This is a genomic window from Pseudoalteromonas sp. HF66 (genome assembly GCF_011806445.1).
In the GTDB taxonomy this organism is placed as follows: Bacteria; Pseudomonadota; Gammaproteobacteria; order Enterobacterales; family Alteromonadaceae; genus Pseudoalteromonas; species Pseudoalteromonas apostichopi.
This window is the reverse complement of the sequence record NZ_JAATOU010000001.1, coordinates 639,304-663,867: the sequence shown is the minus strand read 5'-3', so window position 1 is coordinate 663,867 and position 24,564 is coordinate 639,304. Positions and strand designations below refer to the sequence as shown.

24 protein-coding genes are annotated in these 24,564 nt (G+C 40.1%); 15 read left to right on the top strand and 9 right to left on the bottom strand.

Annotated features, from left to right (window positions below):
- Nucleotides 1-83 precede the first annotated feature (83 nt).
- Together HCZ11_RS02800 and HCZ11_RS02795 are read left to right on the top strand one after the other, a co-directional pair.
- Complete coding sequence (locus HCZ11_RS02800) at nt 84-812, top strand: copper homeostasis protein CutC (RefSeq protein WP_167657575.1); 729 nt, start codon at nt 84-86, stop codon at nt 810-812.
- Between the two features lie 2 nt (nt 813-814).
- Nucleotides 815-1,684, top strand: a complete 870-nt coding sequence (locus tag HCZ11_RS02795) for a BadF/BadG/BcrA/BcrD ATPase family protein (RefSeq protein WP_167657574.1) — start codon at nt 815-817, stop codon at nt 1,682-1,684.
- Here the strand turns inward: HCZ11_RS02795 and HCZ11_RS02790 are convergent.
- On the bottom strand, nt 1,681-2,406 hold the full coding sequence (locus tag HCZ11_RS02790; protein WP_130052580.1) for an AraC family transcriptional regulator: 726 nt from the start codon (nt 2,404-2,406) through the stop codon (nt 1,681-1,683). The genes HCZ11_RS02795 and HCZ11_RS02790 overlap by 4 nt on opposite strands.
- A gap of 162 nt (nt 2,407-2,568) precedes the next feature.
- On the opposite strand from HCZ11_RS02790, the gene HCZ11_RS02785 reads away from it, so the two are divergent.
- The 7 genes from HCZ11_RS02785 (at nt 2,569) to HCZ11_RS02755 (ending at nt 10,098) form a co-directional block, all read left to right on the top strand.
- Nucleotides 2,569-3,729, top strand: coding sequence for a Gfo/Idh/MocA family protein (locus tag HCZ11_RS02785; RefSeq protein ID WP_130052581.1), 1,161 nt, complete (start codon nt 2,569-2,571; stop codon nt 3,727-3,729).
- 6 nt (nt 3,730-3,735) lie between these two features.
- Nucleotides 3,736-4,788, top strand: coding sequence for a sugar phosphate isomerase/epimerase (locus tag HCZ11_RS02780; protein WP_130052582.1), 1,053 nt, complete (start codon nt 3,736-3,738; stop codon nt 4,786-4,788).
- A 35-nt stretch (nt 4,789-4,823) separates the two neighbouring features.
- Nucleotides 4,824-6,044 carry a sugar MFS transporter gene (locus tag HCZ11_RS02775; protein WP_167657573.1) on the top strand — a complete coding sequence of 407 codons (1,221 nt, stop codon included), beginning with the start codon at nt 4,824-4,826 and terminating at the stop codon, nt 6,042-6,044.
- Nucleotides 6,045-6,068: 24 nt separating this feature from the next.
- The gene (locus tag HCZ11_RS02770) at nt 6,069-6,761 is read left to right on the top strand and encodes a DUF1080 domain-containing protein (RefSeq protein ID WP_130052584.1); all 693 of its coding nucleotides are present in this window, start codon (nt 6,069-6,071) and stop codon (nt 6,759-6,761) included.
- A 1-nt stretch (nt 6,762) separates the two neighbouring features.
- Nucleotides 6,763-8,442, top strand: a complete 1,680-nt coding sequence (locus HCZ11_RS02765; RefSeq protein WP_167657572.1) for a GMC family oxidoreductase — start codon at nt 6,763-6,765, stop codon at nt 8,440-8,442.
- Nucleotides 8,443-8,444: 2 nt separating this feature from the next.
- A complete protein-coding gene (locus HCZ11_RS02760; RefSeq protein WP_167657571.1) occupies nt 8,445-9,200 on the top strand; it encodes a gluconate 2-dehydrogenase subunit 3 family protein in 756 nt (251 codons plus the stop codon).
- A 67-nt stretch (nt 9,201-9,267) separates the two neighbouring features.
- Nucleotides 9,268-10,098, top strand: a complete 831-nt coding sequence (locus HCZ11_RS02755) for a sugar phosphate isomerase/epimerase (protein ID WP_167657570.1) — start codon at nt 9,268-9,270, stop codon at nt 10,096-10,098.
- A gap of 104 nt (nt 10,099-10,202) precedes the next feature.
- Here HCZ11_RS02755 and HCZ11_RS02750 read toward each other — a convergent pair whose 3' ends face one another.
- The 5 genes from HCZ11_RS02750 to HCZ11_RS02730 all read right to left on the bottom strand — a co-directional run bounded on the left by HCZ11_RS02750 (nt 10,203) and on the right by HCZ11_RS02730 (nt 13,106).
- A complete protein-coding gene (locus HCZ11_RS02750; RefSeq protein ID WP_130052588.1) occupies nt 10,203-10,523 on the bottom strand; it encodes a DUF2834 domain-containing protein in 321 nt (106 codons plus the stop codon).
- Between the two features lie 137 nt (nt 10,524-10,660).
- On the bottom strand, nt 10,661-10,930 hold the full coding sequence (locus HCZ11_RS02745; protein WP_167657569.1) for a hypothetical protein: 270 nt from the start codon (nt 10,928-10,930) through the stop codon (nt 10,661-10,663).
- Nucleotides 10,931-11,054: 124 nt separating this feature from the next.
- Entirely contained in the window at nt 11,055-11,369 is a 315-nt protein-coding gene (locus HCZ11_RS02740) for a hypothetical protein (RefSeq protein ID WP_167657568.1), read from the bottom strand.
- 558 nt (nt 11,370-11,927) lie between these two features.
- Nucleotides 11,928-12,314 carry an SgcJ/EcaC family oxidoreductase gene (locus HCZ11_RS02735; RefSeq protein ID WP_175580347.1) on the bottom strand — a complete coding sequence of 129 codons (387 nt, stop codon included), beginning with the start codon at nt 12,312-12,314 and terminating at the stop codon, nt 11,928-11,930.
- Nucleotides 12,315-12,596: 282 nt separating this feature from the next.
- Nucleotides 12,597-13,106, bottom strand: a complete 510-nt coding sequence (locus HCZ11_RS02730; protein ID WP_130052591.1) for a LuxR C-terminal-related transcriptional regulator — start codon at nt 13,104-13,106, stop codon at nt 12,597-12,599.
- 197 nt (nt 13,107-13,303) lie between these two features.
- Here HCZ11_RS02730 and HCZ11_RS02725 point away from each other — a divergent pair, with 197 nt between their 5' ends.
- From HCZ11_RS02725 to HCZ11_RS02705, 5 genes are all read left to right on the top strand, one after another.
- A complete protein-coding gene (locus HCZ11_RS02725) occupies nt 13,304-14,293 on the top strand; it encodes a hypothetical protein (protein WP_167657567.1) in 990 nt (329 codons plus the stop codon).
- A gap of 3 nt (nt 14,294-14,296) precedes the next feature.
- Entirely contained in the window at nt 14,297-17,365 is a 3,069-nt protein-coding gene (locus HCZ11_RS02720; protein WP_167657566.1) for an efflux RND transporter permease subunit, read from the top strand.
- The gene (locus HCZ11_RS02715; protein ID WP_055022338.1) at nt 17,358-17,663 is read left to right on the top strand and encodes a DUF3240 family protein; all 306 of its coding nucleotides are present in this window, start codon (nt 17,358-17,360) and stop codon (nt 17,661-17,663) included. The genes HCZ11_RS02720 and HCZ11_RS02715 overlap by 8 nt, the downstream gene beginning before the upstream one ends.
- Nucleotides 17,664-17,694: 31 nt before the next feature.
- Entirely contained in the window at nt 17,695-18,417 is a 723-nt protein-coding gene (locus tag HCZ11_RS02710) for a cytochrome b/b6 domain-containing protein (RefSeq protein WP_167657565.1), read from the top strand.
- A 403-nt stretch (nt 18,418-18,820) separates the two neighbouring features.
- Complete coding sequence (locus HCZ11_RS02705; RefSeq protein WP_167657564.1) at nt 18,821-19,267, top strand: hypothetical protein; 447 nt, start codon at nt 18,821-18,823, stop codon at nt 19,265-19,267.
- A gap of 34 nt (nt 19,268-19,301) precedes the next feature.
- Here the strand turns inward: HCZ11_RS02705 and rnd are convergent, their stop codons facing one another.
- The 3 genes from rnd to HCZ11_RS02690 form a co-directional block, all read right to left on the bottom strand.
- The gene (gene rnd, locus HCZ11_RS02700; RefSeq protein ID WP_167657563.1) at nt 19,302-20,432 is read right to left on the bottom strand and encodes a ribonuclease D; all 1,131 of its coding nucleotides are present in this window, start codon (nt 20,430-20,432) and stop codon (nt 19,302-19,304) included.
- Nucleotides 20,433-20,480: 48 nt separating this feature from the next.
- A complete protein-coding gene (gene fadD / locus HCZ11_RS02695) occupies nt 20,481-22,142 on the bottom strand; it encodes a long-chain-fatty-acid--CoA ligase FadD (RefSeq protein WP_130052597.1) in 1,662 nt (553 codons plus the stop codon).
- Between the two features lie 117 nt (nt 22,143-22,259).
- The gene (locus HCZ11_RS02690) at nt 22,260-23,111 is read right to left on the bottom strand and encodes an alpha/beta fold hydrolase (protein WP_167657562.1); all 852 of its coding nucleotides are present in this window, start codon (nt 23,109-23,111) and stop codon (nt 22,260-22,262) included.
- A gap of 110 nt (nt 23,112-23,221) precedes the next feature.
- On the opposite strand from HCZ11_RS02690, the gene HCZ11_RS02685 reads away from it, so the two are divergent.
- Nucleotides 23,222-24,511 (top strand): alkaline phosphatase, encoded by a 1,290-nt coding sequence (locus HCZ11_RS02685; protein WP_167657561.1) that lies wholly within the window; start codon nt 23,222-23,224, stop codon nt 24,509-24,511.
- Nucleotides 24,512-24,564 lie beyond the last annotated feature (53 nt).

Below are 24,564 nucleotides of genomic sequence, written 5' to 3'. Positions count from 1 at the left end.
AAAACCCGAAAGATACTTTCTGATAATGCAAGTTAAATAAGTGACTAGAAACTAGGTGTAATAGATATGGTAAAAAAACGACGATGAGCAATGGTAAAATTCTCGAAGTCTGCCTAAACGAAGGCGACTTAAAGCAACTTGCGAACAACGTTTTTACGTCTAGCAACTTAGGCGTAAAACGATTTGAGTTATGCAGTAATTTGCACCTAGGAGGCTTAACACCCAGTATTTCTGCAATTGAATGCGCATTGAAAAGCCTGACCAGAAATACCGAGCTATTAGTAATGATACGACCAGAAGCTGGCAATTTTACTGTAAGTACTGAGTGTCATAAATTAATGGAAAAGCAGATAAAACTCGCAGCTAATGTAGGCGCACATGGGGTAGTATTTGGTGCAGTCAAACAAGGAAAACTTGATATAGAGGTAACTCGTTCTTTACTCGCCACCGCAAAACATTATGGGCTTATTGTTACCTTTCATCGTGCATTCGATAGCCTGACAAACCCGTTATGCGCACTTGATAAACTCATTAGCTTAGGAGTTGACCGCATATTAACAGCAGGCACGCCGTGGCAAAGCGGCCAAAGTGCTGTTGATGGTCTAAATCAGCTCAACACATACTTAGCACACAGCGCTAATCAAATAGAAATTGTTATGGGTGGTGGCGTTACCCTAGAAAACACGGAAGCTTTTTGGCAATTAATAAGAAACCATTCAGCAAATGCATCTGTACATGTACACTCTTGCGTGCATAACGCACAAGGTGCAATTAGCGCTGAGGCTATCAATAAGCTACTTTCAAAGGATTAAGCATGGCAAGCAAAGCAATTTATTTTTTAGGTATTGATGGCGGTGGCAGTAAATGTAAGGTGCGTTTAGAAAACGAAAATGGCACCCTACTTAGCGAAGCTATAAGTGGCTCAGCAAACGTGGCTACCAGCTGCCAACAAAGTCAAAGTTCAATACTCCATGCTACAGAACTTGCTTTTCATGATGCTGGGCTTGCCATAAGCGAGCTGAAAAACACCTATGTGCATGCCGGGCTTGCTGGTGCCAATATCGAATCTGCCTATCAATCTATGCTCATGTGGCAACATCCATTTGCCAACTTTACCCTGTCAACAGATATGCTGATTGCGTGTAAAGGCGCACACCAACACCATGATGGCGCGGTGATTATTCTTGGTACGGGCTTTTGTGCAGGCTACCAGCAGCAAAACCAATTTAACGAATTGGGTGGATATGGTTTATTACTGAGCGATGGTGCCAGTGGTGGTTGGTTAGGCTTACAACTTTGCCGTAAAGCATTTGAAGTACTTGATGGTGTTGCGAAAAGTTCAACGGCCATAGATACCCTACTCACCCAGCTTAACTGCCACTCCAGCCAAGCGTTAAGTCAGCTTTTAATATCGGCGCGCCCTGCTGAGCTCGCTAAATTTGCGCCCCTCGTTTTTAGCCATTCTGACGACGCTTTTTGTAAGCAATTAATCAATGAAGCTTGTGCATACATAGCCCGCTATATCTCATACTTTGAAAAGCAAGGCATTAAAAAAATTACCTTGATGGGCGGTATTGCCAGTGCCATTACCCCTTACTTAACTTATGCTAGTAAAGCGCGTTTAACCCCTGCCCTTGCCAGTGCTGAGCAAGGGGCTATTTTAATGGCGAGAGCGGCAATTTAATCACCGAGTTGTGAGCGCATTTGTGATGGAATTTCACCAAACAAACGCCGAAATTGTTTGCTGAAGTAACTTGGTTCGGAAAATCCGCATTGATAAGCAACCTGTGAAATGGGTAGCTGTGTTTCAATCAGTAGCTTGCGGGCATTTTCGAGACGGACTTCGTTGATAAACTGATTAGGTGTTTTTGCCAAATGCTTTTTAAAGCGACGTTCTAAGGCACTTACTGACAAATGTGCAAGCTCTGCCAATTCATCAATACTGATCTGACGATGATAGTGCTCGCGAATAAATTTTACAGGCTCTTCAATCGCACGAACATGAGAAAGCGCTTTTGAGGTTTTTTGTAAGTGCCGAGTCACCCCGTAGGTGCCAATCACATTGTCATCGTGATCTTTTAAAGCATGCTTTGATGTTGAAAACCAACCAAGCTCACCTTGTTGGGTTTGATTAAGTTCTAAACGGTCAGTCACTATGAAGCCTTCCATCACTCGCTTATCATCATTGACGTATTGAAACGCCAAGTGTTTTGGGGAAAAGTCAAAGTCTGTTTTTAACAATATTTGCTCAAGTGTTTTATAACCCTGATGCTCAATAAAATGTTGATTACAATGCAAGATTCTACTATCAGTGTCTTTTACCCAAAAGAGAATATCTGGCAATAAGTCAAATGCAGCAATCAACTGATTTACACCAGCTTTTTTTATTATTTCTTGTATATCCATCGCTCAATTTTGTCTCTTTCCCGAATAATGCTATATATTTTAAACGCCGATTTTGTTGCATTGTCAACCGAATTTTTATTATCACTTATTGCTCAAGCTTTCCTATTATCAATAACATGAGATTAACAGTAGCTAACGCTATTTAAATTAGGAGCGCTTAAGATGAGCAAAGCTAAGATCCGCATGGCGATGGTTGGCGGTGGCGAAGGTGCTTTCATTGGCGCTATTCATCGTATCGCAGCACGATTAGACGGGATGATAGAGCTTGTTGCAGGCGCATTTAGTTCGGATGCTAATAAGTGTAAAGCAACTGGCGAGTTACTAGGGCTAGATAACAGTCGTTGCTACGACAGTTACCAAAGCTTATTTACCGAAGAAGCAAAATTACCCGCTGATGAGCGTATCGACTTTGTAGCTATTGTAACACCCAACCATTTACATTTTCCCGTCGCCAAAATGGCACTTGAACATGGTTTTCATGTGTTATCAGACAAACCGGCAACGCTAACACTTGCAGAAGCAGAGCAATTACAAGCCATCATTGCAAAGCAGCACGTTTTGTACGGTTTAACCCACACTTACACGGGTTACCCTATGGTAAAAGAAGCCAAACATCGCGTTAAATCCGGTGAGCTTGGCACGATTCGCAAGGTGATTGTTGAGTACACCCAAGGCTGGTTATCTCATAGTGAAGACGAAGCATCAAAACAAGCAAGTTGGCGCTTAGATACCAGTAAGTCAGGCATTAGCTGCTGTATGGGCGATATTGGCGTGCATGCAGCTAACTTAGCCGAATATGTATCTGACCTTGAAATTACAGAGCTTTGTGCTGATTTAGATCATGTCGTTGATGGTCGAGTTCTCGATGATGATGGCACCGTGCTACTTAGATTCAATAATGGTTGTAAAGGCGTTTTACTAGCAAGCCAAATCGCTATTGGCGATGAAAACAACTTACGGCTACGTATTTACGGCGACAAGGCAAGCCTTGAATGGTCACAGCTTGAGCCTAATAGTTTATGGCTGCGTGGTCACAACCAACCCTCTATTTTACTGCGAGCGGGTGTGGGTGAATTACACCCTGACACACAAAACGCACTGCGAGCCCCTGCAGGTCACCCTGAAGGCTACCTAGAAGCATTTGCTAATATCTACAGCAATTTTGCAGCACAAATTCACGCATTTAAACAAGGCGACCATGCAACAAACTCAGCATTTGATGTGCCTGGCATCAATGAAGCTATACGTGGTATGGCATTTATTGAGCACGTAGTTGCTTCATCAAAGCAAGACATTAAGTGGCACAAATTACAGATTGGATAATAAAGAATGAATAAAATCAAAGGGCCAGCAATTTTTTTGGCGCAGTTTATTTCTAAAGAAGCCCCCTTTAACAGCCTTCGTGGCTTATGTAAGTGGGCAAGCGGTTTAGGTTACAAAGCGATTCAAGTACCTACCTCTAACCCTGAAATTTTCGATTTAGAAAAAGCCGCCCAAAGTCAGCAATACTGCGATGAAGTCACTGGTATTGCCACAGAGTATGGACTTACAATTTCAGAGTTATCAACCCATTTGCAAGGTCAGTTAATTGCTGTACATCCTGCGTACGATGAAATGTTCGATAACTTTGCCGCAGAGCATGTAAAAGGTAACCCTGCAGCACGTACAGAATGGGCAACAGAGCAACTGATGCTAGCTGCTAAAGCCAGTAAGAACCTGGGGTTAACAACTCATGCGACTTTTTCGGGTTCTTTTTTATGGCATACCTTTTACCCGTGGCCACAACGCCCACAAGGACTCGTTGAGCAAGGTTTTAATGAGCTTGCTAAGCGTTGGTTACCTATTTTAGATTGCTTTGACGAGCATGGTGTCGATGTCTGTTATGAATTACATCCGGGTGAAGACTTACATGATGGCGTGACATTTGAGCGCTTTTTAGCGGCTACTGATAATCATCCGCGCGTTAATATTCTTTATGATCCGAGCCACTTCGTATTGCAACAGCTCGACTATTTAGCGTTTATCGATATCTATCATTCGCGCATTAAAGCGTTTCATGTCAAAGATGCCGAGTTTATTGCGAATGGCCGCTCTGGGGTATATGGCGGTTTTCAAAACTGGCAGGACCGACCGGGTCGTTTTCGTTCTTTAGGAGATGGCCAAGTAGATTTTAAGCAAATCTTTAGCAAGTTAACTCAATATGGGTTTGATGGTTGGGCTGTACTTGAATGGGAGTGCTGCTTAAAGCACCCTGAAGATGGAGCAAGAGAAGGTGCTGAGTTTATTAAAGCTCACTTAATAAACCCAACAGACAAAGCCTTTGACGATTTTGCCAGTGGCGCAACAAACACTGAGCGTAATAATCGAATTTTAGGTTTATAAAAACCAACAACAATAGAACACACAGGACACACAATATGGACAACAATAATTATAACCGCATAGTCTTTCGGCTTTGCTGTATAGCACTGATTGTGACCTCTATGACCTTTGCCATCCGTGCTGGTATTTTAGGTCAACTTGGCAGTGAATTTGGTTTAACAGACACCGAACTTGGTTGGGTGAATGCCATGGCATTTTTGGGCTTTCCGGTTGCGACTATGGTCGGCGGTATTATTTATAATGCCATTGGCGCTAAGAAATTAGTCGCTTTAGCGTTTATCTGTCATTTACTTGGTCTGGTTTTGACTATTACTGCCGATGGCTTTTGGGGCTTGTTAATTTCTACCTTTTTGATTGGTTTTGCTAACGGCTCTGTTGAAGCGGGGTGTAATCCGCTAATTGCAGAAATGTATCCTAAAAATACCACTACCATGCTAAACCGTTTTCATGTTTGGTTCCCAGGTGGCATTGTGATTGGCGCACTTGCTTCTAACTTTATGTCGGGAGCGGGCCTAAATTGGCAGTGGCAAGTAGCATTAATTTTAGTTCCAACCGTTATTTATGGCGCGATGCTAATTAAAGCTCAGTTTCCTAGCTTTGATACCCGTGCTCACTCAACCACCAGCAATATTCGCCACTTATTCACGCCGTTATACATCTTTTTAATTGCGTGTATGACGTTCACTGCAACCACTGAGTTTGGAACGCAACAATGGATTGAGCGAATTTTAGGTTCTTCTGGGGCTTCTCCTATGGTGGTATTAGCTTTAATCACCGGCTTAATGGCTGTTGGTCGCTTCTTTGCGGGTCCAATTGTTCATAAGCTTAATCCTACTGGTGTGTTACTTGGTTCTGCCATTTGTGCAAGCTTAGGGATCTTTATGATGAGTCAAGCCGAGGGCAGCATGATTTATCTGGCAGCGATGCTATTTGCACTTGGCGTTACCTACTTTTGGCCAACCATGCTTGGCTGCGTTGCTGAATACATTCCCAAATCTGGCGCGTTGGGTATGTCGTTAATGGGCGGTGCAGGCATGTTTGCTATGAGCATCTGGAACCCAGTAATTGGTAGCTGGATAGACACTGCCCGCTCATCGGCAGAGGCAAGTGGTGCAAGTGCTGAACAAATTGAAATTTTAGCCGGACAGGCTGTATTACAAAACCTACTGATCTTCCCAATTATTTTAATCGTCGCATTCATTGGGTTGCATTTAGTAGTTAATAACAACAAACGCACCGAAAAATGTGCGTCTTAAGCAAGTAAATCGTCGAGGAACACTATGTTTAAATCTCTTAAAGCACTGACTTTAATGCTTACCGTTAGTAGCTGTGCACTCGCTAATGCGGCTGACAATCAGCTTACACAACAAGAAAAGCAAGCTGGCTGGCAGTTATTGTTTGATGGCAAAGATATGTCGCAGTGGCGCAATTTTAAAAGCGAATCTTTAAATCCTGCGTGGGTTGTTGAAGATGGCGCAATGACATTAACCAAAGGTGGCGGTGATGTGCTTACCAAAAAGCAGTACCAAAATTTTGAATTACTGATTGATTGGAAAATCTCTACCAAGGGTAATAGTGGTATTTTCGTACTGGCTGATGAAACTGGGCAGATGATTTACTCACATGCTCCTGAAATTCAAATTATCGATAACGAAGAACACCCAGATACTGAAATTGATTCGCACTTAGCGGGTTCAATTTACGATTTATTTGCAGCGCCAACTGCGGCACACAAACCTGCAAATAGCTGGAATCATGTACGCATTAAGATGCAAGACAACCACTTACAAGTTTGGCAAAACGGTATCAGCACCACCAGCATTGTGATTGGTAGTACAACCTGGAATACCCTTGTTAAAGGCAGTAAGTTTGCAACCTGGAAAAACTTTGCAACAGCATCGCAAGGTCATATTGGGCTTCAAGACCACGGTGACAAAGTGTGGTTTAAAAATATAAAAATTAAGGAGCTATAAGATGTCTGATTTTAAACATAAGGTATTAGTAGTTGGCTCTGGAGCTGGCGGTGCCATGGCTGCTTATACGCTGACCAAACTTGGCCACAAAGTCTTATTACTTGAAGCCGGTCGTAATTATGACCCGAAAACAGAAAGCCCGATGTTTCGCCGTAACAACGAAGCCCCACTTATGGGGGCTGGTAATAAAGACAAAAACTTTGGCTTTTACGATGCAACCGTTGATGGCGGCTGGCAAGTGCCTGACGAACCTTATACTAGCGCTAAAGGCAGTGACTTTTACTGGTGGCGTGCACGTATGCTAGGTGGTCGAACTAACCACTGGGGCCGCTATTCATTACGCTTTAGTGAGCACGATTTTAAAGCTAAAAGCCGTGATGGTCACGGTGCTGATTGGCCTTTTGAATACGCTGATTTAGCACCTTGGTACGATAAAACAGAAGAGCTTGTAGGTGTATGTGGTACCAATACTGGCCATGAAGATATGCCAGATTCATCGCCAGGTATTTTACAGCCACCACCGAAGCCGCGTGTTCCTGAGCTTTTAATTGCCGCCTCTGCAAAGAAAATGGGCATTCAAGCAGTGCCTATGCACCGCGCGGTACTAACCCGCCCGAAAGATGACCGCATGGCCTGTTTTTATGCAACACCTTGTGGTTCTGGTTGCTCGATTGGCGCCGCTTTCCAAACCACAACATCGCTTCTACCTATGGCAAAAGCTACGGGTAACTTAAAAGTAATTACCGATGCCATGGTTAAATCAGTCAAGGTTGATGAGCAAGGTAAAGTAACTGGCGTAACCTATGTTGATAAACATACGGTCACTGAGCATGCCATTGATGCAGATGTGGTTATCTTAGCAGCCAGTGCCTGTGAATCAGCGCGTATCTTATTAAACTCAAAAAATAAAAAGCACCCTAAAGGCCTTGCTAATTCAAGTGGCCAAGTAGGTCGAAACTTAATGGATTCGACAGGTGCATGGTTAGGTGCACAAATTCCTTCACTTAAAGGCCGTCCACGTTATAACGAAGATGGCCATACCGCTAATCACTTATTTATTCCTTGGTGGGGTCATCAAGCACAAGCTAACAATGAGCTAGACTTTCCACGAGGTTATCACTTTGAAATTGGCGGTGGCTTTAGACAACCAGGCTCGGGTGTATCGGGTGATAAACAAGGCTATGGTCCTGCCCTCAAACAACAAATTCGTGATGCATATGGCTCTTACGTTGGCTTTGCTCTGCGTGGCGAGATGTTACCGAACAAAGATACCTATATGGAAATTGACGAAAAGGTTAAAGACAAATGGGGTATTCCGGTATCAAAGTTCCACTTTAAGTGGTCTGACAGAGAGTTAAAGCAAATTGAACATGGTTTAAAAACTGCGAAGCAAATTTTAGAAAACATGGGTGCGACCGTTGGCGACCTCCCACCTGCTGAAAAAGCAATTTCAAAAGGCGGCGAAATCATCCACGAAGTGGGAACCACACGAATGGGTAGCTCAAAGAAAGATTCGGTCACCAATCAATGGGGGCAAACGTGGGATTGTAATAACCTATTTGTAATGGATGCCGGTGTATTTGCTTCAAACCCTCATAAAAACTGTACGCTCACCATCATGACGCTGGCAATGCGTAATTCAACTTGGCTTGCTCAACAAATTGATAACGGGGTACTTTAATTATGCATCATCGTAACGAACACGACTCATATAACTATGTTTCTAACATGAGCCGCCGTGAGTCTTTAAAATGGCTTGGCTTATTAGCTGCAGGCTCGGCAGTGGGTTTAACCGCTGGTTGCACAAAAGCACTTGAAGATGACGGTGCTGTCTCTGCAAAAGAGCATTGGCCTGATTTAGATATTAAGCCTGTCACCGCGAAAGGCTATGGCCAAGATCCTAATTTGGTGATGCCACCAGAATCACCCTGGCCACTGACCTTAACGGCTGACGAGCTTACGTTAGTAGCGCTATTATCTGATTACATTGTACCGCGCGAAGGTGATATTCCTTCAGCCAGTGAGCTACAAGTACCAGCGGTCATTAATGAGTGGGTGAGCGCGCCTTATGAAGGCCAACAACGCGATAGAATTAAAATTTTAAATTCATTAGCTTGGCTTAACGATGAAGCACAGCTTCGATTTAAAAAGCAATTTGTTGCGCTGAACGAAAAGCAACATCGTGCCATTCTAGACGATATTGCGTTTTTAAACGAGCAAACACCTGCGCAGTTTATGCGTATTGGTAAAGCCTTTTTACGCTTTAAAGAATTAGTGCTCGCAGCCTTTTTCTGTACACCTGAAGGCTGTAAAGACATAGGTTACCTCGGCAATGTACCAATTGCGGGTGATTATCCTGGCCCTTCTGATGAAGCAAAAGCTCATTTAGATCAGGTCTTAGCAGAGCTTGGTCTGAGCGAGTACGCCTATACCGATTAACTTTCCCCCTTGTGTTATTTTTAACACAGTGCAGGGGGTCACTCCCCTGCTTTTTTAGGATTTAAGTATGTTTAAAACCCGCATTTTATTGCTCATTCTTAGCCTTGTATTTAGTGGTCAATTATTTGCAAAACTGCCAGTAAGTGTGCAGCTATGGTCAGTCAAAGACACCTTAAAAAATGACTTCCATGGTACGCTTGAGTCTCTTGCCAAAATGGGGTTTGACGGCGTTGAATTTGCCGGAGATTTTGGCCCTTACTCAAATAACCCAGCAGCCTTAAAAGCAAAGCTCACTGAATTAGGCTTAGTTGCCAGTAGTGCCCACATCGGCTTTGATGCACTCAGCGAAAGCACTATTGATAGCACCCTACTGTTTTACAAAACCCTTGGCGTTACCACACTTTATGTACCGTGGGATGAGCGAGCATGGCACCCAGAAGGGGTTAAATCACTGGTTAAAGAGCTCACTAAAGTCAGTGATTATGCAATCCGCTTTGATATGAAGATCGGTTTTCACAATCATAATAAAGAGTTTAATGCATTTAATAACGCAACATTTTGGGACTATATTGCCAGTCATACCCCCAAAACCATGCCACTGCAGCTAGATATCGGCTGGGTTAATTACGCAGCTAAAGATCCAATTTACTTCATTAAAAAGTACCCTAACCGCACTCTCGCTACGCACATCAAAGTACGTACGATTGAGGGTAGCAACATGAGCCCGATTATCGGCGAAAACAACATTGATTGGCCTGCCATCATCGACAATTTAGAATCCCACGGCAACACGCAATGGTTAGTACTTGAGCAAGAAGAATACCCACGTGGATTAACGCCGCTACAAAGCGTTGCTAAATCAAAACAAAACTTAGATAAGATTTTACTTGGTTTGTAATGTTATTGTAGAAATGAGCTCGCTTTAAACAAGTGAGCTCATGACTGAGATTTAGATTGGATGAGTAAGAAAAGCATTACCTTGTTTTTGGACAGAAGCGTTTGTTAGGGCTGCGGTTGGAGCGACTGCTTTTCTTTCAAGTAAAGATACAGTGGCAACCCAAACGATACACCAACTGACAAAGTTCCCAACACTGCAAAATATCGATACTTCACTTTATGTCTTTTGCCATCCACCACGATAAAACCTAATAAAGCAATCGCCGCAACCAAGACATCAAGCCAAGCAAAAATACTAATTGGGGTTGCCACCGCTTCACTGAACAAAAGACCAATATCTAAGCCATTGCTAACTAGCCAAGGAACAAACGCCCCGTATGGTAGCAATATTCCCAACAAAGTAAGAACCAGATAGAACCTTATCATTTCGCCACCCTTGCAAATTTTTCGTAGTAAGCCTAAACGCATGCCTAACCGGCGTAAAATAGCAGGCTAAAATTAGCGACGAAGGAGCGCAAGCCTGTTGTTTTGCGTCCTTTGGTTTAGGCACTTGTTATGTGCTTTTACTCAGATTTTAAACCTGTCAGCTTAATGCTTTCACCTTTTGAAATTGACATTGCTTGGTCTAAAGTAAACTGAAACCAAAATTCTGTGCGATTATCATCGAAATAACTAAAGCAAAACTCCATTTCATCAGCGTCAAAGCCACCAACAAACGAAGAAGACTGAAACATATCGCTCGACTCTATTTCAAGCCATTGATGAGTCGAGTAGTCTTGGTTAACTATCTCAATACAAATAGATTTTAATTCATCTTCAATTGGTATATCCATCACCGACCTATTAGAGCACATAACGCTTTGCTAAGGGGCAGTTAACAGTTGGCTATACTTGCGCGAAGCGCCAAGCCAACTGTTAATTGTCCCAGTGAGTTTACGAACGAACTTGAGCAACTTGTTATGTGGGAAATACATCATTGCTTAACTCGCCTTGAATTTCTTCTACCGCCTCTAACTTGCCACCGCTACCATGGTATGTTTCAGCGTGTAGGTTGAATATTTGGTTACAGGATGAACATGAGAAATAGTTATTTACGAAATCACTCCAACATTTACCTGAAGCAATACGTTCAAAAGGGTCACCGTAAGAACCAGCCCCTAGATATTTTAGAGTTCCGTCTTCGATTTTAAGTTTAGCCAGTAAGATTGCTTCTGTAAGATCTCTGGGAACTTTAATAACCTTTTTTATACTCTGGCACTTATCGCAACTCATATCCTTCCTTGACCACATAACAATTTTATCGTGCGCGCTTCGCACATCTTTCTGCAGATGTCACGCTCATGTATTAATAAATCTATTCTTAACAAATAACGTAATGTATTGCCAACTATAATTTTTTATTGAAGCTAAAGAGATTCAGTAAAAAGAAAGTGCGCTCGTCGCTCATTTTCTTGAATATGGGAGCACAAAAACTGAACGGTATATTAAAACAGTCATTTGTATTGGTGATGACATAAAGTTAGTGGAATATCAGTTTTATGGAGTAGAGCCAATAGCATTAAATGAATAACACTGTACCTGATCGCTCAAAGACACCCTTAGAGTATTTGCGTTAACGCGAAATGGGCAAAGACTTGTTTGATAATGACTTGCACACTTATCCATGACTCCAAATAGGTTACCTCAATTAATCTATTTAGAGTTATGGGTTAAAAATACACAAAAAATCATCTATCGCCGTAAGGCGGTTAACTAATTAGCCAGCTCATTTTGGGGGTGGCATCGTATTTGCCATACACAATTACAGATATAAAAGTGACTCCATAGTTGTTATTCACACTTTACAATGATTTCATGACCATACGAATTATCGATTGAACACAACCAAACACCCTCTGAGCTTTTGGTAAAAACATATGTCGCTTTTCGGATTACTTCTGGGTAATTAGGTGCTGACACAACTGTATTTGCTAAAACTAAAGCAGTATCTTCGGTTTCAAGAACTTCTAAACCTTGTTGTTTTACTTGCAACCCATTTTTGAAATATACAGAAATTGCTTCAAAAGCCTTACGTATAGCAGCTTTACCCTTTGCATTTTTACCAGGCTCAATAACTAAAATGGCGTCATCTGTATAGATATTAAGAAGTGTATCGAAGTCTTCGGCAACAATTGCATTATCGGCTTTTCTGATTTGTTCAACTATCGGATGAGCCATGATTTCTCCAAAATTAATAATGTAACAGTTGAGTGTGATATTTATTGAAATATCATAATTTACCATTAAAAAATCTAGGTCAATGACTGTTTACGTAAAAAATTATCAATGCAAACTCTGACTTGAAATTGGAAAATTATGCGTTATTGCCGAAAGAGCGCTCTGTGTTAATAGCGGACCATCATTTATTTACAGTAAAGACCATGCTTTTTTAAAGTATTCACCCTTACATACGCTTTAAAGAGCTAACCTCCTAGTGATAGTAGGCAAGATAAAGGATGACTACTCTATTGTACTGTCTGGCTCCATGAAGTCTTCTAAAAACCAAGCTGAAAACTCATGTCGACCCTCTACATCCGCTTTGACATATATACTAGAAGCCTGCTGACGAACTGTTTTTTCTTTAGTATCTCTTACACCACTAATTTCTCTAAAACTCAATCCCTTCAGCATCAACATAGCAACTTCTTGTTCACTTTTTGTCAGTCCCCACTGATTAAACTGTTCATTTATGACTTCACTGTATTTTATACGAGCAAGCTTCATTTCTTCCGAAATATTTTTTAGTTGAATGCCCGATTTATCTAATTCACTTTTCAACTGATTAATACGCTTTGTGCGGTTTGAAATATCTCGAACCAAAAAAACAAAACCAATCGCTGAAGCTAAAACAATCAAACTTTCTTCGACAATATGCCAAGTCGGAACACCTAAAGAAATATCAGTAATTACATCAAAAAAATTGAGTACCATTATTATAGCTAGAAGCACTGCTATCGCTTTATCTTTCATCTAAAAATCAACCAGTTAAAAAGTTTATGGGACATTTGTCTTATGAATTTACAACACATGCCTGACGTAAAAACTACACATTATTTGTAGGATAAGTTCACTTAAAAACAAAACAAGGCAACTATCGCGGTTAGCCTAACAAGAGTCAGTAACAAATGATAGCAACCTCATATCGATTATTCTCATTAATAGCGTCAATGTTGTTAACCGTTTTAAGCATGCAAACTCAAGCTGAACAAGTCACCAATTCAGTGATCGCCATTTCACAATTGGGAAGCTTTAAACATCAGTTCAAAACCGTACATCAGGTTGACAGTATGGAGATAGAGCAAGTTCTTGGAGAGGTATCCTTTAAACCTAAATCCAGTTTCAAAGTACAACTGCCTTTTACACCGCAACAAATATCTTTTTTATACAATCCGGGTGTTAAGGTAAGTAAAGGACAAAAAGTAGCTAGAATAGAAGGGCCAGAAGTACATCACTTCTTAGAAGAAATAGATGCCAGTAAATCAATATTTTTAAAAAGTAAGAAGCATCTTGAATCTGTTAAAAATTATGCAAATTCGAAAACGATAAAAAGTGCTGAATGGTTAGACATCAACAAAACCTATCTTCAAGCAAAGTTAAGTTTTGAACACTTAAGCCATGCACTACAACAATTAGTCATTGATAAAAACGGCGATATTTTTATAATCAGTCCTTCTAATGGTCAACTTAAGTATACGAACGAACAATCACCATACCTTTTTGAAATAATTCCTTCACATAATGTTTTTGTAAAATCTTCGCTATTAGCAAGCACTGCAAAAAATGTTAACTCATTTAAAACTGAAGATAATTGCATACTAAAAGTAGAAAATGTTGACGAGACAATCAGCCGTTATAAGCAAACAGTCTGGAGTAGTTTCGACTCATCGTGTGAGCTTAAACTCGGACAACAACTGTTACTAACACCTATCGTTTTAATTGAAGGTATTAAAGTCCCTCACCAGTCATTATTCGAACTCAATAACAAAAGCTATGTTGCAGTAAAACGAGGACAAGAAATAAACTTAGTTAAGGTCATTATTATTGGCAATGAGAATGATAGCTACATTGTTCAATCTGACAATCTAACACCTCAAGCCGAAGTACTTAGCTCCTTCGTTAGCATTGCCCAAGGTCTATTTCTCGGACTGGGAGAATAAACGATGATAAGTGCGGTGATCAGGTTTTCTCTTATTCAACGAATTTTTATTACTATTTTGACTTTGCTCGTGACTGCTGCAGGAGTCAACGCTTGGTTTAATTTGCCAATTGATGCTTTTCCCGACATTTCTCCTACCCAAGTAAAAATCGTCTTAAAAGCACCGGGAATGACAACTTCGGAAATAGAAACTCAAATTACACGTATTGTCGAAACAGAGTTACTTGGTATTCCATCCCAAAAGATTCTTCGTTCAACTACAAAATATTCTATTACTGATATTACACTTGATTTTGAAGAAGGCACTGATATTTATTGGGCGAGACAACAAGTAAATGAAAGGCTGATGAATATTTGGGCTGAACTCCCAGAGGGTATTTCTGGTGGTCTTGCTCCTATGAGTACGCCTCTAAGTGAAATTTTTATGTTTACAGTTGATAATCCAAACTTAAGCCTTCAACAGCGACGTGATATTTTGGACTGGCAGATCAGACCGATTCTTCGAACAGTTGAAGGCGTCGCAGACGTAAACAGTTTAGGCGGCTATGTAAAAACATATGAAATAACACCAACTACTTTGAAAATGAAATCACTAGACGTTTCTTTTAGTGATATTGAACAAGCCGTAATAGCTAACAATTTAAATGGAGGACTTGGCCGAATAAACAAAGGTAACGACAATTTTGTTGTTCGAACACAAGGACAATTTGAAAAAATTGATGATATACGTCAGTTAGTTATAAAAAACAACCAACAAGGAATAATCAGGTTAGCCGATGTTGCAGCAATCAGCGAAGGAAGTTTAATACGTTATGGTGCAGTGACACATAATGGTGAAGAGGCCGTACAAGGCTTAGTTATTGCGCTAAAAAACAGTAATACCGACCAAGTAGTAAGTTCAGTTAAAGAAAAACTTTTAGAACTAGAGCGCTCACTACCTAGTGGCACTACTATCAATGTCTTTTATGACAGATCTAATTTGATTAGTACTGCTATTGAAACCATCACAAATGCATTAGTTCAAGCTGTAGTGCTCGTTATCATATTGCTAGCCTTATTTCTTGGCAACTTTAGAGCGGCACTGATTGTCTCTATATCCTTGCCGGTGGCAGCTCTTGCCACTTTTATATTAATGAGCCATTTTTCCATATCAGCAAATTTAATGAGTTTAGGAGGCTTAGTTATTGCTATTGGTATGCTTGTTGATTCATCTGTTGTCGTTGTTGAAAATACTGTAAATAGGCTTTCAGAAAACAGCAAACTTCCTAAGCTGCATGTTATTTATAGAGCATGTAAAGAAGTTTCTGTGCCAACTGTATCAGGAACATTAATTGTCGTTATTGTTTTTTCCCCTCTATTAACTCTTTCAGGGTTAGAAGGGAAGCTGTTTACGCCTGTTGCATTGACGATTGTTTTTGCGATGTTATCTGCGCTAGTTTTAGCGTTTACTTGCATCCCAGTGCTAGCTTCAATGATACTGAAATCAAATGAAGCGAGTGAGCCTAGCTTCATCAAATCATTACAAATACAGTACAAAAAGTCGCTATTAAGCGTTATTAATTCACCTAAATCAGCATCATCGATAGCTTTTTTGGTGTTGATCACAAGCATTTTTGCCTTTGTAAGTTTGGGGAAAAGTTTTATGCCTACGTTGGATGAAGGAGACATCATTGTTCAACTAGAAAAGTCGCCATCTATTACCCTGCAATCCTCTCTAAATATTGATACCCAAGTAGAGAAAGCACTACTAAAACAAGTACCTGAAATACTTCAAATTGTAGCCAGAACTGGATCAGATGAGCTTGGTCTAGATCCTATGAGCCTAAATGAAACGGATATATTCATGGAGTTGAAGCCTCAGAATGAGTGGCGCTTTGATACCAAGCAACAGCTAATCGAAGATATACGCAACGTATTATCAAATTACCCCGGTATGAACACGAATTTTACTCAACCTATTCAAATGCGGGTAACTGAAATGCTAACTGGCACTACAGGCGATGTATCAATAAAAGTTTTTGGGGATAAAGTCCAAGAATTAGCAAATATCGCTGAAAAAATGAAAGTGTTAGTAAGCCAAGTATCTGGTAGTCAAGACATACAAACAGCATTGATAGAGGGTGGAAAATACATTCGCATTTCATTAAAACCTGAAATAGCTCATCAATTTGGTTTAACCACTAAAGCATTAACTGATTTTCTAAAGCCACAACTTGAAGGCTCACAAATATCTAAACTAGTTACCGTTAATAAATTTACGCCTATTGTTTTCGGTGCTTCGTCGAAGCACAAAGCAAGTCAGATTGGCTCAATAAATGATTTGAAACAAGTATCTGTTTTAATGCCTGATAATACCATTTTACCTCTAGAGAGCGTCGCTGACATTAAGGTAGAACAAGAACCTTTACTGATCGAAAGAGAACGAGGTAAACGTTTTGTCTCAATTACAACCAATGTTGAAAACAGAGATGTGGTAAGTTTTGTTGAAGACTTACAAGCTAAAGTTCACTCTGAATTGTCGCTTCCTAGCGGCTATTACGTAACTTTTGGTGGTGAGTTCGAAAATCAGCAACGAGCAATGAAGAACTTAATAATCGTTGTTCCTTTAGCTTTAATCTTAATTTTTGTGATTTTATTTACAACTTTTCGCTCTGTATCCTTAGCAAGTTTGATTCTTTGTAACATCCCATTCGCCTTAATGGGAGGGGTTTTTGCGTTACTAATATCTGAACAATATTTATCAATTCCTGCATCAGTTGGCTTTATTGCATTACTTGGTGTTGCAGTGCTCAATGGTATCGTTATGGTTAGTTATTTCGAACAGAGCAAAACCACTATATCTAATATCACTGAACGTGTAGTAGATGGCTCTCGAAGAAGGCTGCGTCCAGTACTTATGACCGCGACCACAGCAATGTTTGGCCTAATGCCTTTAGCGTTTGCTTCAGGTCCGGGAGCTGAGATACAAAAACCGCTTGCTATAGTTGTTATAGGAGGCTTACTGACTTCAACGGCAACAACACTCTATTTATTACCAATCTGGTATCGTTTATTGGAGCAGCGCAATGTTTAGTTCATCATTAGTTTTTACCTTCATAGTCCCTAAGAAGCACAAGGATGATGTTATCGACCAATTAATGCTGAGTGATATAGCATCCGGCTTCAACATTTTCCCGATCATGGGCTACAGCAAGAAACATAGTGCTTTTAGCTTAGAGGAACAAGTAAGAGGCTACAAAGATATGCTGAAGTTTGAAGTAGTTATTGAGCAATGTGAATTAGAAAAGCTTAAAGAAGAACTAAAGTTACTATTCACAACCATAAAAATTAGGTATTGGACAACAACTATCACCGAAACAGGCCATTTATAAGTTACGCAATCTCTGGAAAAGGAGAAATGTTATGAACAAAACTAGAACACTTACTTATGTATGGCCTAAAAGCATCAGGCTTTTTCACTGGATAAACGTCATCACAATTAGCTTACTAATTGTGATCGGCTTAATCATCTTTAATGGAAAAACACTTGGTGTAACGGTGGACGCCAAAATAATGCTTAAAACCATACATGTTACTATCGGTTACATTTTTGCCATAAACCTTATCATTCGGCTGGTTATGGGTTTTATTGGTTCGTCGAATGACATGTGGTCACAAACTCTGCCATTTATGAAAGGGTATAAGAAGGAACTAACTAAATTCAGACGTTCTCCCAAACAAGTATACAAAGGCCATAATCCAATAGGAAAGCTCATGGTATTAGCTTTGCTGATAGCAATGACAATTCAAATGGCAACGGGCTTAATACTGGCAGGGACTGATATTTACTACCCACCGTTAGGACAGCACTTTGCTAAAAGCATTGCGGTTGACGAGACTCAACTTGACGTAATCGAGCCTTATTCAAAAATTAATGTTGACGATGAACGTTATAAGCAGCTTAGAGAGTTTCGCTCCCCCATCATCACTGCTCATGTATACGCATTTTATGCCCTAGTAATACTTATACCATTGCATATACTAGGTGTTATCGTTGCTGAACGAAGAGAAAAGTCAGGACTGGTTTCAGCAATGATCAATGGTTATAAATTTCTACCCGAAAAATCGAATAATCACAAAACTTAATTTAAATCTATTAGTTTATTAAGGCTATAAATACAAAAGGCAAACTGAGGTATTCCTTTTTGGAATTAAAATCTTTGGGTGATTGCTTACTAGTGAGAATTGGCAATTAATGCTAGATAAGTTATGCCGAATGGCAGCTAGTCGCTCAAGGCAGATCTTCCGACATATATCACTATAGACTTTGGTTTATTCGACTACTTGCTTTTCCTGACAACCAGACGCCTTTTATTTAGACTTAGAGAATAACAATTAATTATTTTATTTAAATTCAACAAGCTAAAAAAACCAAAGCTCAAAGCATAATAATAAACCATTAAAAATAGCATTTATTTTCATTTTTATGGCAGATTGTTTTATCTAAGTAGCAAAGTACTATATTAGAAAAACCTCTCAAGGACTGAGAATGAAAGTATTGAATTTAAGGAAGAGTTCAGAGAAAAGCACACTTGCTATCCTCGTAACTTTAGCCGTTTTAACATTGTCTATAATGAAAGTGACATCACAAAAGCATCCACTTCATGACCTACTTTTAATGGCTTTTATGCTTACATCGATTGTAATTATATTTTTGATATTGAACAGTAAAAATGAGCTGACGATATGTCGCCACGGTATTTTTTATAGCTCTGCGTTTGGTAATGTTCATATTGAGCCAAACAAAACTAAACTAATTAAACAATATTCTAAATATGGTTTTAACTGCGTGGTAATTATTGGTCATGGCTACTTTATATTTGCGCCATTTTATTATTTAACGTCAAAACAAAAACAACGATTAAAACGATATGATAATAACTTGCTGCATTGGTTACAGGTAACGCGTAAACGCAGCAAGTTTCAGGGCTTTTAGTGACGAGTACAAAGCCCTTTTAATAGGCTGTTGCTCAGTTTTGCCACTCTTTAAGTACGTCTTTTACAAGCTCATAGCGCCATGAGTTAAACAGGTCTGGTTTTGATGCAGTTTTACGCTCATCGGCATCGAGCTTCCAATTCCAGCTGATCAGTTGGTTAATCTGTTTTTTAGAGGCCAATACATCTTCAGGAATACCCTGCTCTTTTGCAGCTTTAGTAACTTTTTGCTTAATATCTTTAGCGGCTTTTTTGTATGCCGGAAAATCAATTAAACGTTTTAATTGTGCTGGTTGTTCGCTTACAGGAACAGCTTTACCACGCTCAATACATTTTAAAATTTCAACGCCCGAACGGTTAACTTCCATAGGCTCAACACCTGGCACTCGGCGTAACGCATTTAAACTTGTAGGCTTACGCTTAGCAATTTCAACCATGTTGTGCTCTTTTACCACAAAATTAAGTGCGAGATTTTTGCGCTCTGCCTTTTCACGGCGCCATGCAGCAAGTTCGCGCAATACCGCTAAGTCGTGCGGTCGTAATTGCCATGCATTTTTAATGTCTTTGTAAAGCTGCTCTGCAGGTGTTTGATAAGCACGTTTTTGCGCAACTAACTCGCTTTCGCTGATCACGATGTCAAAAAAGCCAGCTTCATCAATTTGTTTTTTAATGATTTCAAAACAAGGCAGTAAGTGATACGTATCGGCAGCGGCATAATCTAGCTGCTTCTCAGTGAGTGGGCGCTGTAACCAATTAGTGCGCGATTCACTTTTATCAATTTCGATATCAAGTAATTCTTTAACCATGTGCGCAAAGCCCATGCAGTTACCATGGCCTAGTATTTGTAGAGCAAATTGGGTATCAAACAATGGTGTTGGTACAAAACCAGCATATTTTTGAAACACTTCAATATCTTCTGACGGTGAGTGCAGTACTTTTAACACCTCAGGGTTTTTAAGTACTTGCCAAAAATCAAAAAGCGACAACTCAGCCAGTGGGTCAATTAACGCTAAATGCTCACCATCATATACTTGAATAAGTGCAACTTCAGGGTAAAGCGTACGACGACGCATAAACTCAGTATCAATTGCTAGTACCGGTTTACCTGTTATTTTTTCTACAAAATCATTTAATTGATTTTGTGTTTCGATCAGTTGATATTGCACTTATACCCCTTTCTTTACCATAAAAAAGCCGGCTAATGCCGGCTTTAATTATTTTTCTTCGTCCTTTAAGGCTCTTCTGAGAATCTTACCAACGTTTGTTTTTGGTAGTTCATCTCTAAACTCAACGAGTTTAGGCACCTTATAGTTCGTTAAATTATCACGACAGTGCTTTATTATATCTTTTTCAGTTAAAGATTGATCTTTTTTCACGACAAAAACTTTAACTTGTTCGCCACTTACCTCATGAGGGATACCGATAGCAGCTACTTCAAGCACGCCATCGTGCATTGCGACTACTTCTTCGATCTCATTTGGGAACACGTTGAAACCTGATACGATAATCATGTCTTTCTTACGATCAACAATATAGAAGAAACCTTCATCATCGTAAGTTGCAATATCACCTGTTGCAAACCAACCGTCTTTTAAACATTCAGCTGTTGCATCAGGGCGATTATAGTAACCTTGCATTACTTGTGGGCCTTTAACCCAAAGCTCTCCAGGTTCACCCTTAGCTGCTTCTTCACCATTTTCAAGCATTAGCTTGATATCAGTACTTGGTGCAGGTAATCCAATTGAACCGTTATAACCGTCAAGGTCATATGGGCTTAGTGTTACAAGTGGTGCACATTCAGTTAAACCATACCCTTCCATTAGCTTGGTTTTTGTTACAGCTTGCCATTTTTCAGCTACAGGACGTTGTACCGCCATACCACCACCAAGCGACATTTTTAAGCTCGAGAAATCAAGCTCAGCAAAACCCGGGGTATTTAATAAACCATTAAATAGGGTGTTTACTCCCGTTATCGCAGTGAATTTGTGTTGTGTTAACTCTTTTACAAAGCCCGGCATATCACGTGGATTAGTGATAAGTACGTTTAAACCACCATATTTCATAAATGTTAGGCAGTTCGCAGTTAATGCAAAGATGTGATAAAGCGGCAGTGCCGTAATAACCACTTCTTTACCTCGCTCTAGTACATTATCTAAACAACCAGATACTTGCTCAAGGTTACCAACCATGTTGCCATGAGATAGCATTGCACCTTTAGATACACCCGTTGTACCACCTGTGTATTGTAAGAATGCTAAGTCGTTTAAATCAACTTCAGGCTTTTTGTAACTCGCTTCATTACCAGCTAGTGCATCTGCAAATTTAATTGCATTTGGTAATGTGTAGCTAGGCACCATTTTCTTAACGTGCTTAACCACAAGGTTAACAATGTGCTTTTTAAGACCGCCCACCATATCACCCACTTGGGTAACCACAATGTGCTTAACGTTAGTTTTTGGTAATGCTTTTTCTAGGGTATCGGCAAAGTTAGCAAGAATGAAAATTGCTGATGACTCTGAGTCATTTAACTGGTGCTCTAATTCACGCACAGTGTAAAGTGGATTTACGTTAACCACCACACAACCAGCACGAAGAATACCTAAAATAGTCACAGGCGTTTGCAGTAGATTCGGCATCATCACCGCTACTTTATCGCCTTTTTTTAGACCAAGATCATTTTGAATGTACGACGCAACACGTTTTGTAGCACTGTCTAACTCACTATAGGTCAACACTTTACCCATGTTGGTAAAGGCTGGAAGGTCACTATAGTCAGCAAAACTTTTTTCAAACAAGTCGAGTAGCGAGTGATAATGCTCAGGGTCGATTGTTTCAGGCATACCTTCTGGGTAGCGTTTAAGCCAGATTTTTTCCACTCTTAGCTCCTGTTTATAATTATATTTTTTAATAACCTTAATCTAACTAAGGCAGTTTCTCAATGGAGTAAATACTCTAATGGTGCAGATAATCCCACATTTGGTGCAATTATACAATTAACTTGCTTTATACTGCCCAATAAATGCATGAATGTGCTCTAAGGTTAATGCAGGACTTTGCATATGGCAATGGTGACCTCCTGGTATCTCATGAATTTTTAACTCCTTGTAATATTTACCATATGCCTCTAGGTTATCTTTAACAAAAGGGTAACCCTTCCCCCCTAAGATAAGCTGACATGGTGCCTTAATTTGTTTGATGGTTGCAATGCATTGTGCCTCATCAAAGCGAAACCCAGAGTGATTTTTAAGTTTTGGATCGGTTGTCAAATACCACTTACCTGCTTTTTCGTAACAATTTCGTGTCATCAGTAGCTCTGCTTGTGGGTATTCAAGGTCACCACTTGCGAGCCTTGCACTAATAATGTGCGCTTTTGAGTCAAAAGCGCGAGGGCCTTTACTGTTTACCCGCGCTCTATTTAAAATCGCTTTACGGAGTTGGCTGCTCACGTCATTGCTGTCGGTTGTAACGCAACCAATGCCCTCAATGAAGTTTACCGATGCTACCTTTTCAGGAAAGCAGCTGGCAAAAACTCCAGCAACCATAGCCCCCATTGAATGACCAACTAAATGCACTTTAGTCACATCAAGTGACTCAACAAATTTATAAACGTCATCAATGTAGTCAATAAAGTAATAGTGTGCGTCACTACTTCGCCAATCTGATAAACCATGACCAGGAAAATCGAGACAATACCAACGCTGGTTAAGCTGCACATTTTGTAACATAGGTATGTAACTATGTGCGTTATCAAGCCAACCATGTAAGGCAATCACGACCTCATCGCCATGACCAAAGGTTAGGCCATGCATTGCCTGAGTGCCAGTTTGAAAAGAAAATGGTTGCACAATTACTCCTATTTATTAAGCGTTTCAACTTAAAGGCGTTTATTTATCCTCTGGCTAGTATACAATAATCCTCGCAGTATAAATAAGGGCACAATAATAAGGTTACATCAATGAAATTAAAATTAAGTCTTTTAGCATTATTATGCTCAGCAGGCTCAGTAATGGCTGAATCAGCACCAAAAAACATTATTTATATGATTGGTGATGGTATGGGCCCAGCGTACACAACTGCATATCGTTACTTTAAAGATGATCCAAATACTAAAGTTGTTGACCCAACTGTTTTCGATACTATTTTACGTGGTATGGCACATACTTACCCAGATGATCATACTTATGTAACAGACAGTGCAGCGGGTGCAACAGCTCTTAGTAGTGGTCATAAAAGTTATAACGGCGCAATTGCTGTTGATACTGATAAAAAACCAGTAAAAACCATGCTAGAAGTTGCCAAAGAACGCGGTATGACCACAGCATTAGTGGCGACATCACAAATTAACCACGCAACCCCTGCAAGCTTTGCTTCACATAACGAATCTCGCCGTAATTATGACGAGATTGCCAACGACTATATCGATAACAAAATCGCAGGCAAATTGCCGGTTGATTTAATGTTAGGTGGCGGCACGAAATATTACGTTCGTGAAGACCGTAACCTTGTAGAAGAGTTTAAAGCCGCAGGTTATCAGTACAGTGATGATTTCGCAGCAATGAGTGACTTAAAACAAGTTCCAGCTCTTGGTTTATTCGCTGAAGTCGGTTTACCGTTTGCGCTTGACGAAAATCCAACGCGCCTTACGCAAATGACAACGAAAGCACTCGATTTACTTGATGGTCAAAACGACAAAGGTTTTTTTGTGATGATCGAAGGTAGCCAAATTGACTGGTGTGGTCATGCAAACGACATTGCATGTGCAATGGGCGAAATGGATGACTTTGCTAAATCGATTGAACAAGCAAAAGCGTATGTAGATAAAAACCCTGATACCCTGCTTGTTATCACTGCCGATCACTCAACAGGTGGCTTAACACTCGGTGCTCATGGTCAATATAAGTGGGAAACAGACGTTGTTAAAGGTGTTAAAGCAACTGCTGGCACTATCACTAAAGCTCTACTTGAAAGCGATGACTTAAAAGCAGTATGGCAAAAGTATTCTGATATCGAATTCACTGATGCAAACAGCATTAAGCTTAGCCAAGCTAAGAAAATGGGTGATAAAGCACTACTACTTGCAGTAAAAGATATCATCAATCATGCCAGCTTCACAGGTTGGACTACTGGCGGCCACACCGCTATTGATGTACAAGTATTTGCCTATGGTAAACGTGCTGAAGATTTCTACGGTTCGCAAAACAATACTGCGATTGCCGACAAACTGATTGATTATATTAAGCAGTAATTTATATTGAATACTGTCCAATCATAAAAAAAGCCTAAACATTTGTTTAGGCT

What these genes read in the sequence shown, in the direction of transcription:
- HCZ11_RS02800 (WP_167657575.1), top strand. Translation starts at nt 84, where the DNA reads ATGAGCAATGGTAAAATTCTCGAAGTCTGCCTAAACGAAGGCGACTTA.
- HCZ11_RS02795 (WP_167657574.1), top strand. Translation starts at nt 815, where the DNA reads ATGGCAAGCAAAGCAATTTATTTTTTAGGTATTGATGGCGGTGGCAGT.
- HCZ11_RS02790 (WP_130052580.1), bottom strand. Translation starts at nt 2,406, where the DNA reads ATGGATATACAAGAAATAATAAAAAAAGCTGGTGTAAATCAGTTGATT.
- HCZ11_RS02785 (WP_130052581.1), top strand. Translation starts at nt 2,569, where the DNA reads ATGAGCAAAGCTAAGATCCGCATGGCGATGGTTGGCGGTGGCGAAGGT.
- HCZ11_RS02780 (WP_130052582.1), top strand. Translation starts at nt 3,736, where the DNA reads ATGAATAAAATCAAAGGGCCAGCAATTTTTTTGGCGCAGTTTATTTCT.
- HCZ11_RS02775 (WP_167657573.1), top strand. Translation starts at nt 4,824, where the DNA reads ATGGACAACAATAATTATAACCGCATAGTCTTTCGGCTTTGCTGTATA.
- HCZ11_RS02770 (WP_130052584.1), top strand. Translation starts at nt 6,069, where the DNA reads ATGTTTAAATCTCTTAAAGCACTGACTTTAATGCTTACCGTTAGTAGC.
- HCZ11_RS02765 (WP_167657572.1), top strand. Translation starts at nt 6,763, where the DNA reads ATGTCTGATTTTAAACATAAGGTATTAGTAGTTGGCTCTGGAGCTGGC.
- HCZ11_RS02760 (WP_167657571.1), top strand. Translation starts at nt 8,445, where the DNA reads ATGCATCATCGTAACGAACACGACTCATATAACTATGTTTCTAACATG.
- HCZ11_RS02755 (WP_167657570.1), top strand. Translation starts at nt 9,268, where the DNA reads ATGTTTAAAACCCGCATTTTATTGCTCATTCTTAGCCTTGTATTTAGT.
- HCZ11_RS02750 (WP_130052588.1), bottom strand. Translation starts at nt 10,523, where the DNA reads ATGATAAGGTTCTATCTGGTTCTTACTTTGTTGGGAATATTGCTACCA.
- HCZ11_RS02745 (WP_167657569.1), bottom strand. Translation starts at nt 10,930, where the DNA reads ATGGATATACCAATTGAAGATGAATTAAAATCTATTTGTATTGAGATA.
- HCZ11_RS02740 (WP_167657568.1), bottom strand. Translation starts at nt 11,369, where the DNA reads ATGAGTTGCGATAAGTGCCAGAGTATAAAAAAGGTTATTAAAGTTCCC.
- HCZ11_RS02735 (WP_175580347.1), bottom strand. Translation starts at nt 12,314, where the DNA reads ATGGCTCATCCGATAGTTGAACAAATCAGAAAAGCCGATAATGCAATT.
- HCZ11_RS02730 (WP_130052591.1), bottom strand. Translation starts at nt 13,106, where the DNA reads ATGAAAGATAAAGCGATAGCAGTGCTTCTAGCTATAATAATGGTACTC.
- HCZ11_RS02725 (WP_167657567.1), top strand. Translation starts at nt 13,304, where the DNA reads ATGTTGTTAACCGTTTTAAGCATGCAAACTCAAGCTGAACAAGTCACC.
- HCZ11_RS02720 (WP_167657566.1), top strand. Translation starts at nt 14,297, where the DNA reads ATGATAAGTGCGGTGATCAGGTTTTCTCTTATTCAACGAATTTTTATT.
- HCZ11_RS02715 (WP_055022338.1), top strand. Translation starts at nt 17,358, where the DNA reads ATGTTTAGTTCATCATTAGTTTTTACCTTCATAGTCCCTAAGAAGCAC.
- HCZ11_RS02710 (WP_167657565.1), top strand. Translation starts at nt 17,695, where the DNA reads ATGAACAAAACTAGAACACTTACTTATGTATGGCCTAAAAGCATCAGG.
- HCZ11_RS02705 (WP_167657564.1), top strand. Translation starts at nt 18,821, where the DNA reads ATGAAAGTATTGAATTTAAGGAAGAGTTCAGAGAAAAGCACACTTGCT.
- HCZ11_RS02685 (WP_167657561.1), top strand. Translation starts at nt 23,222, where the DNA reads ATGAAATTAAAATTAAGTCTTTTAGCATTATTATGCTCAGCAGGCTCA.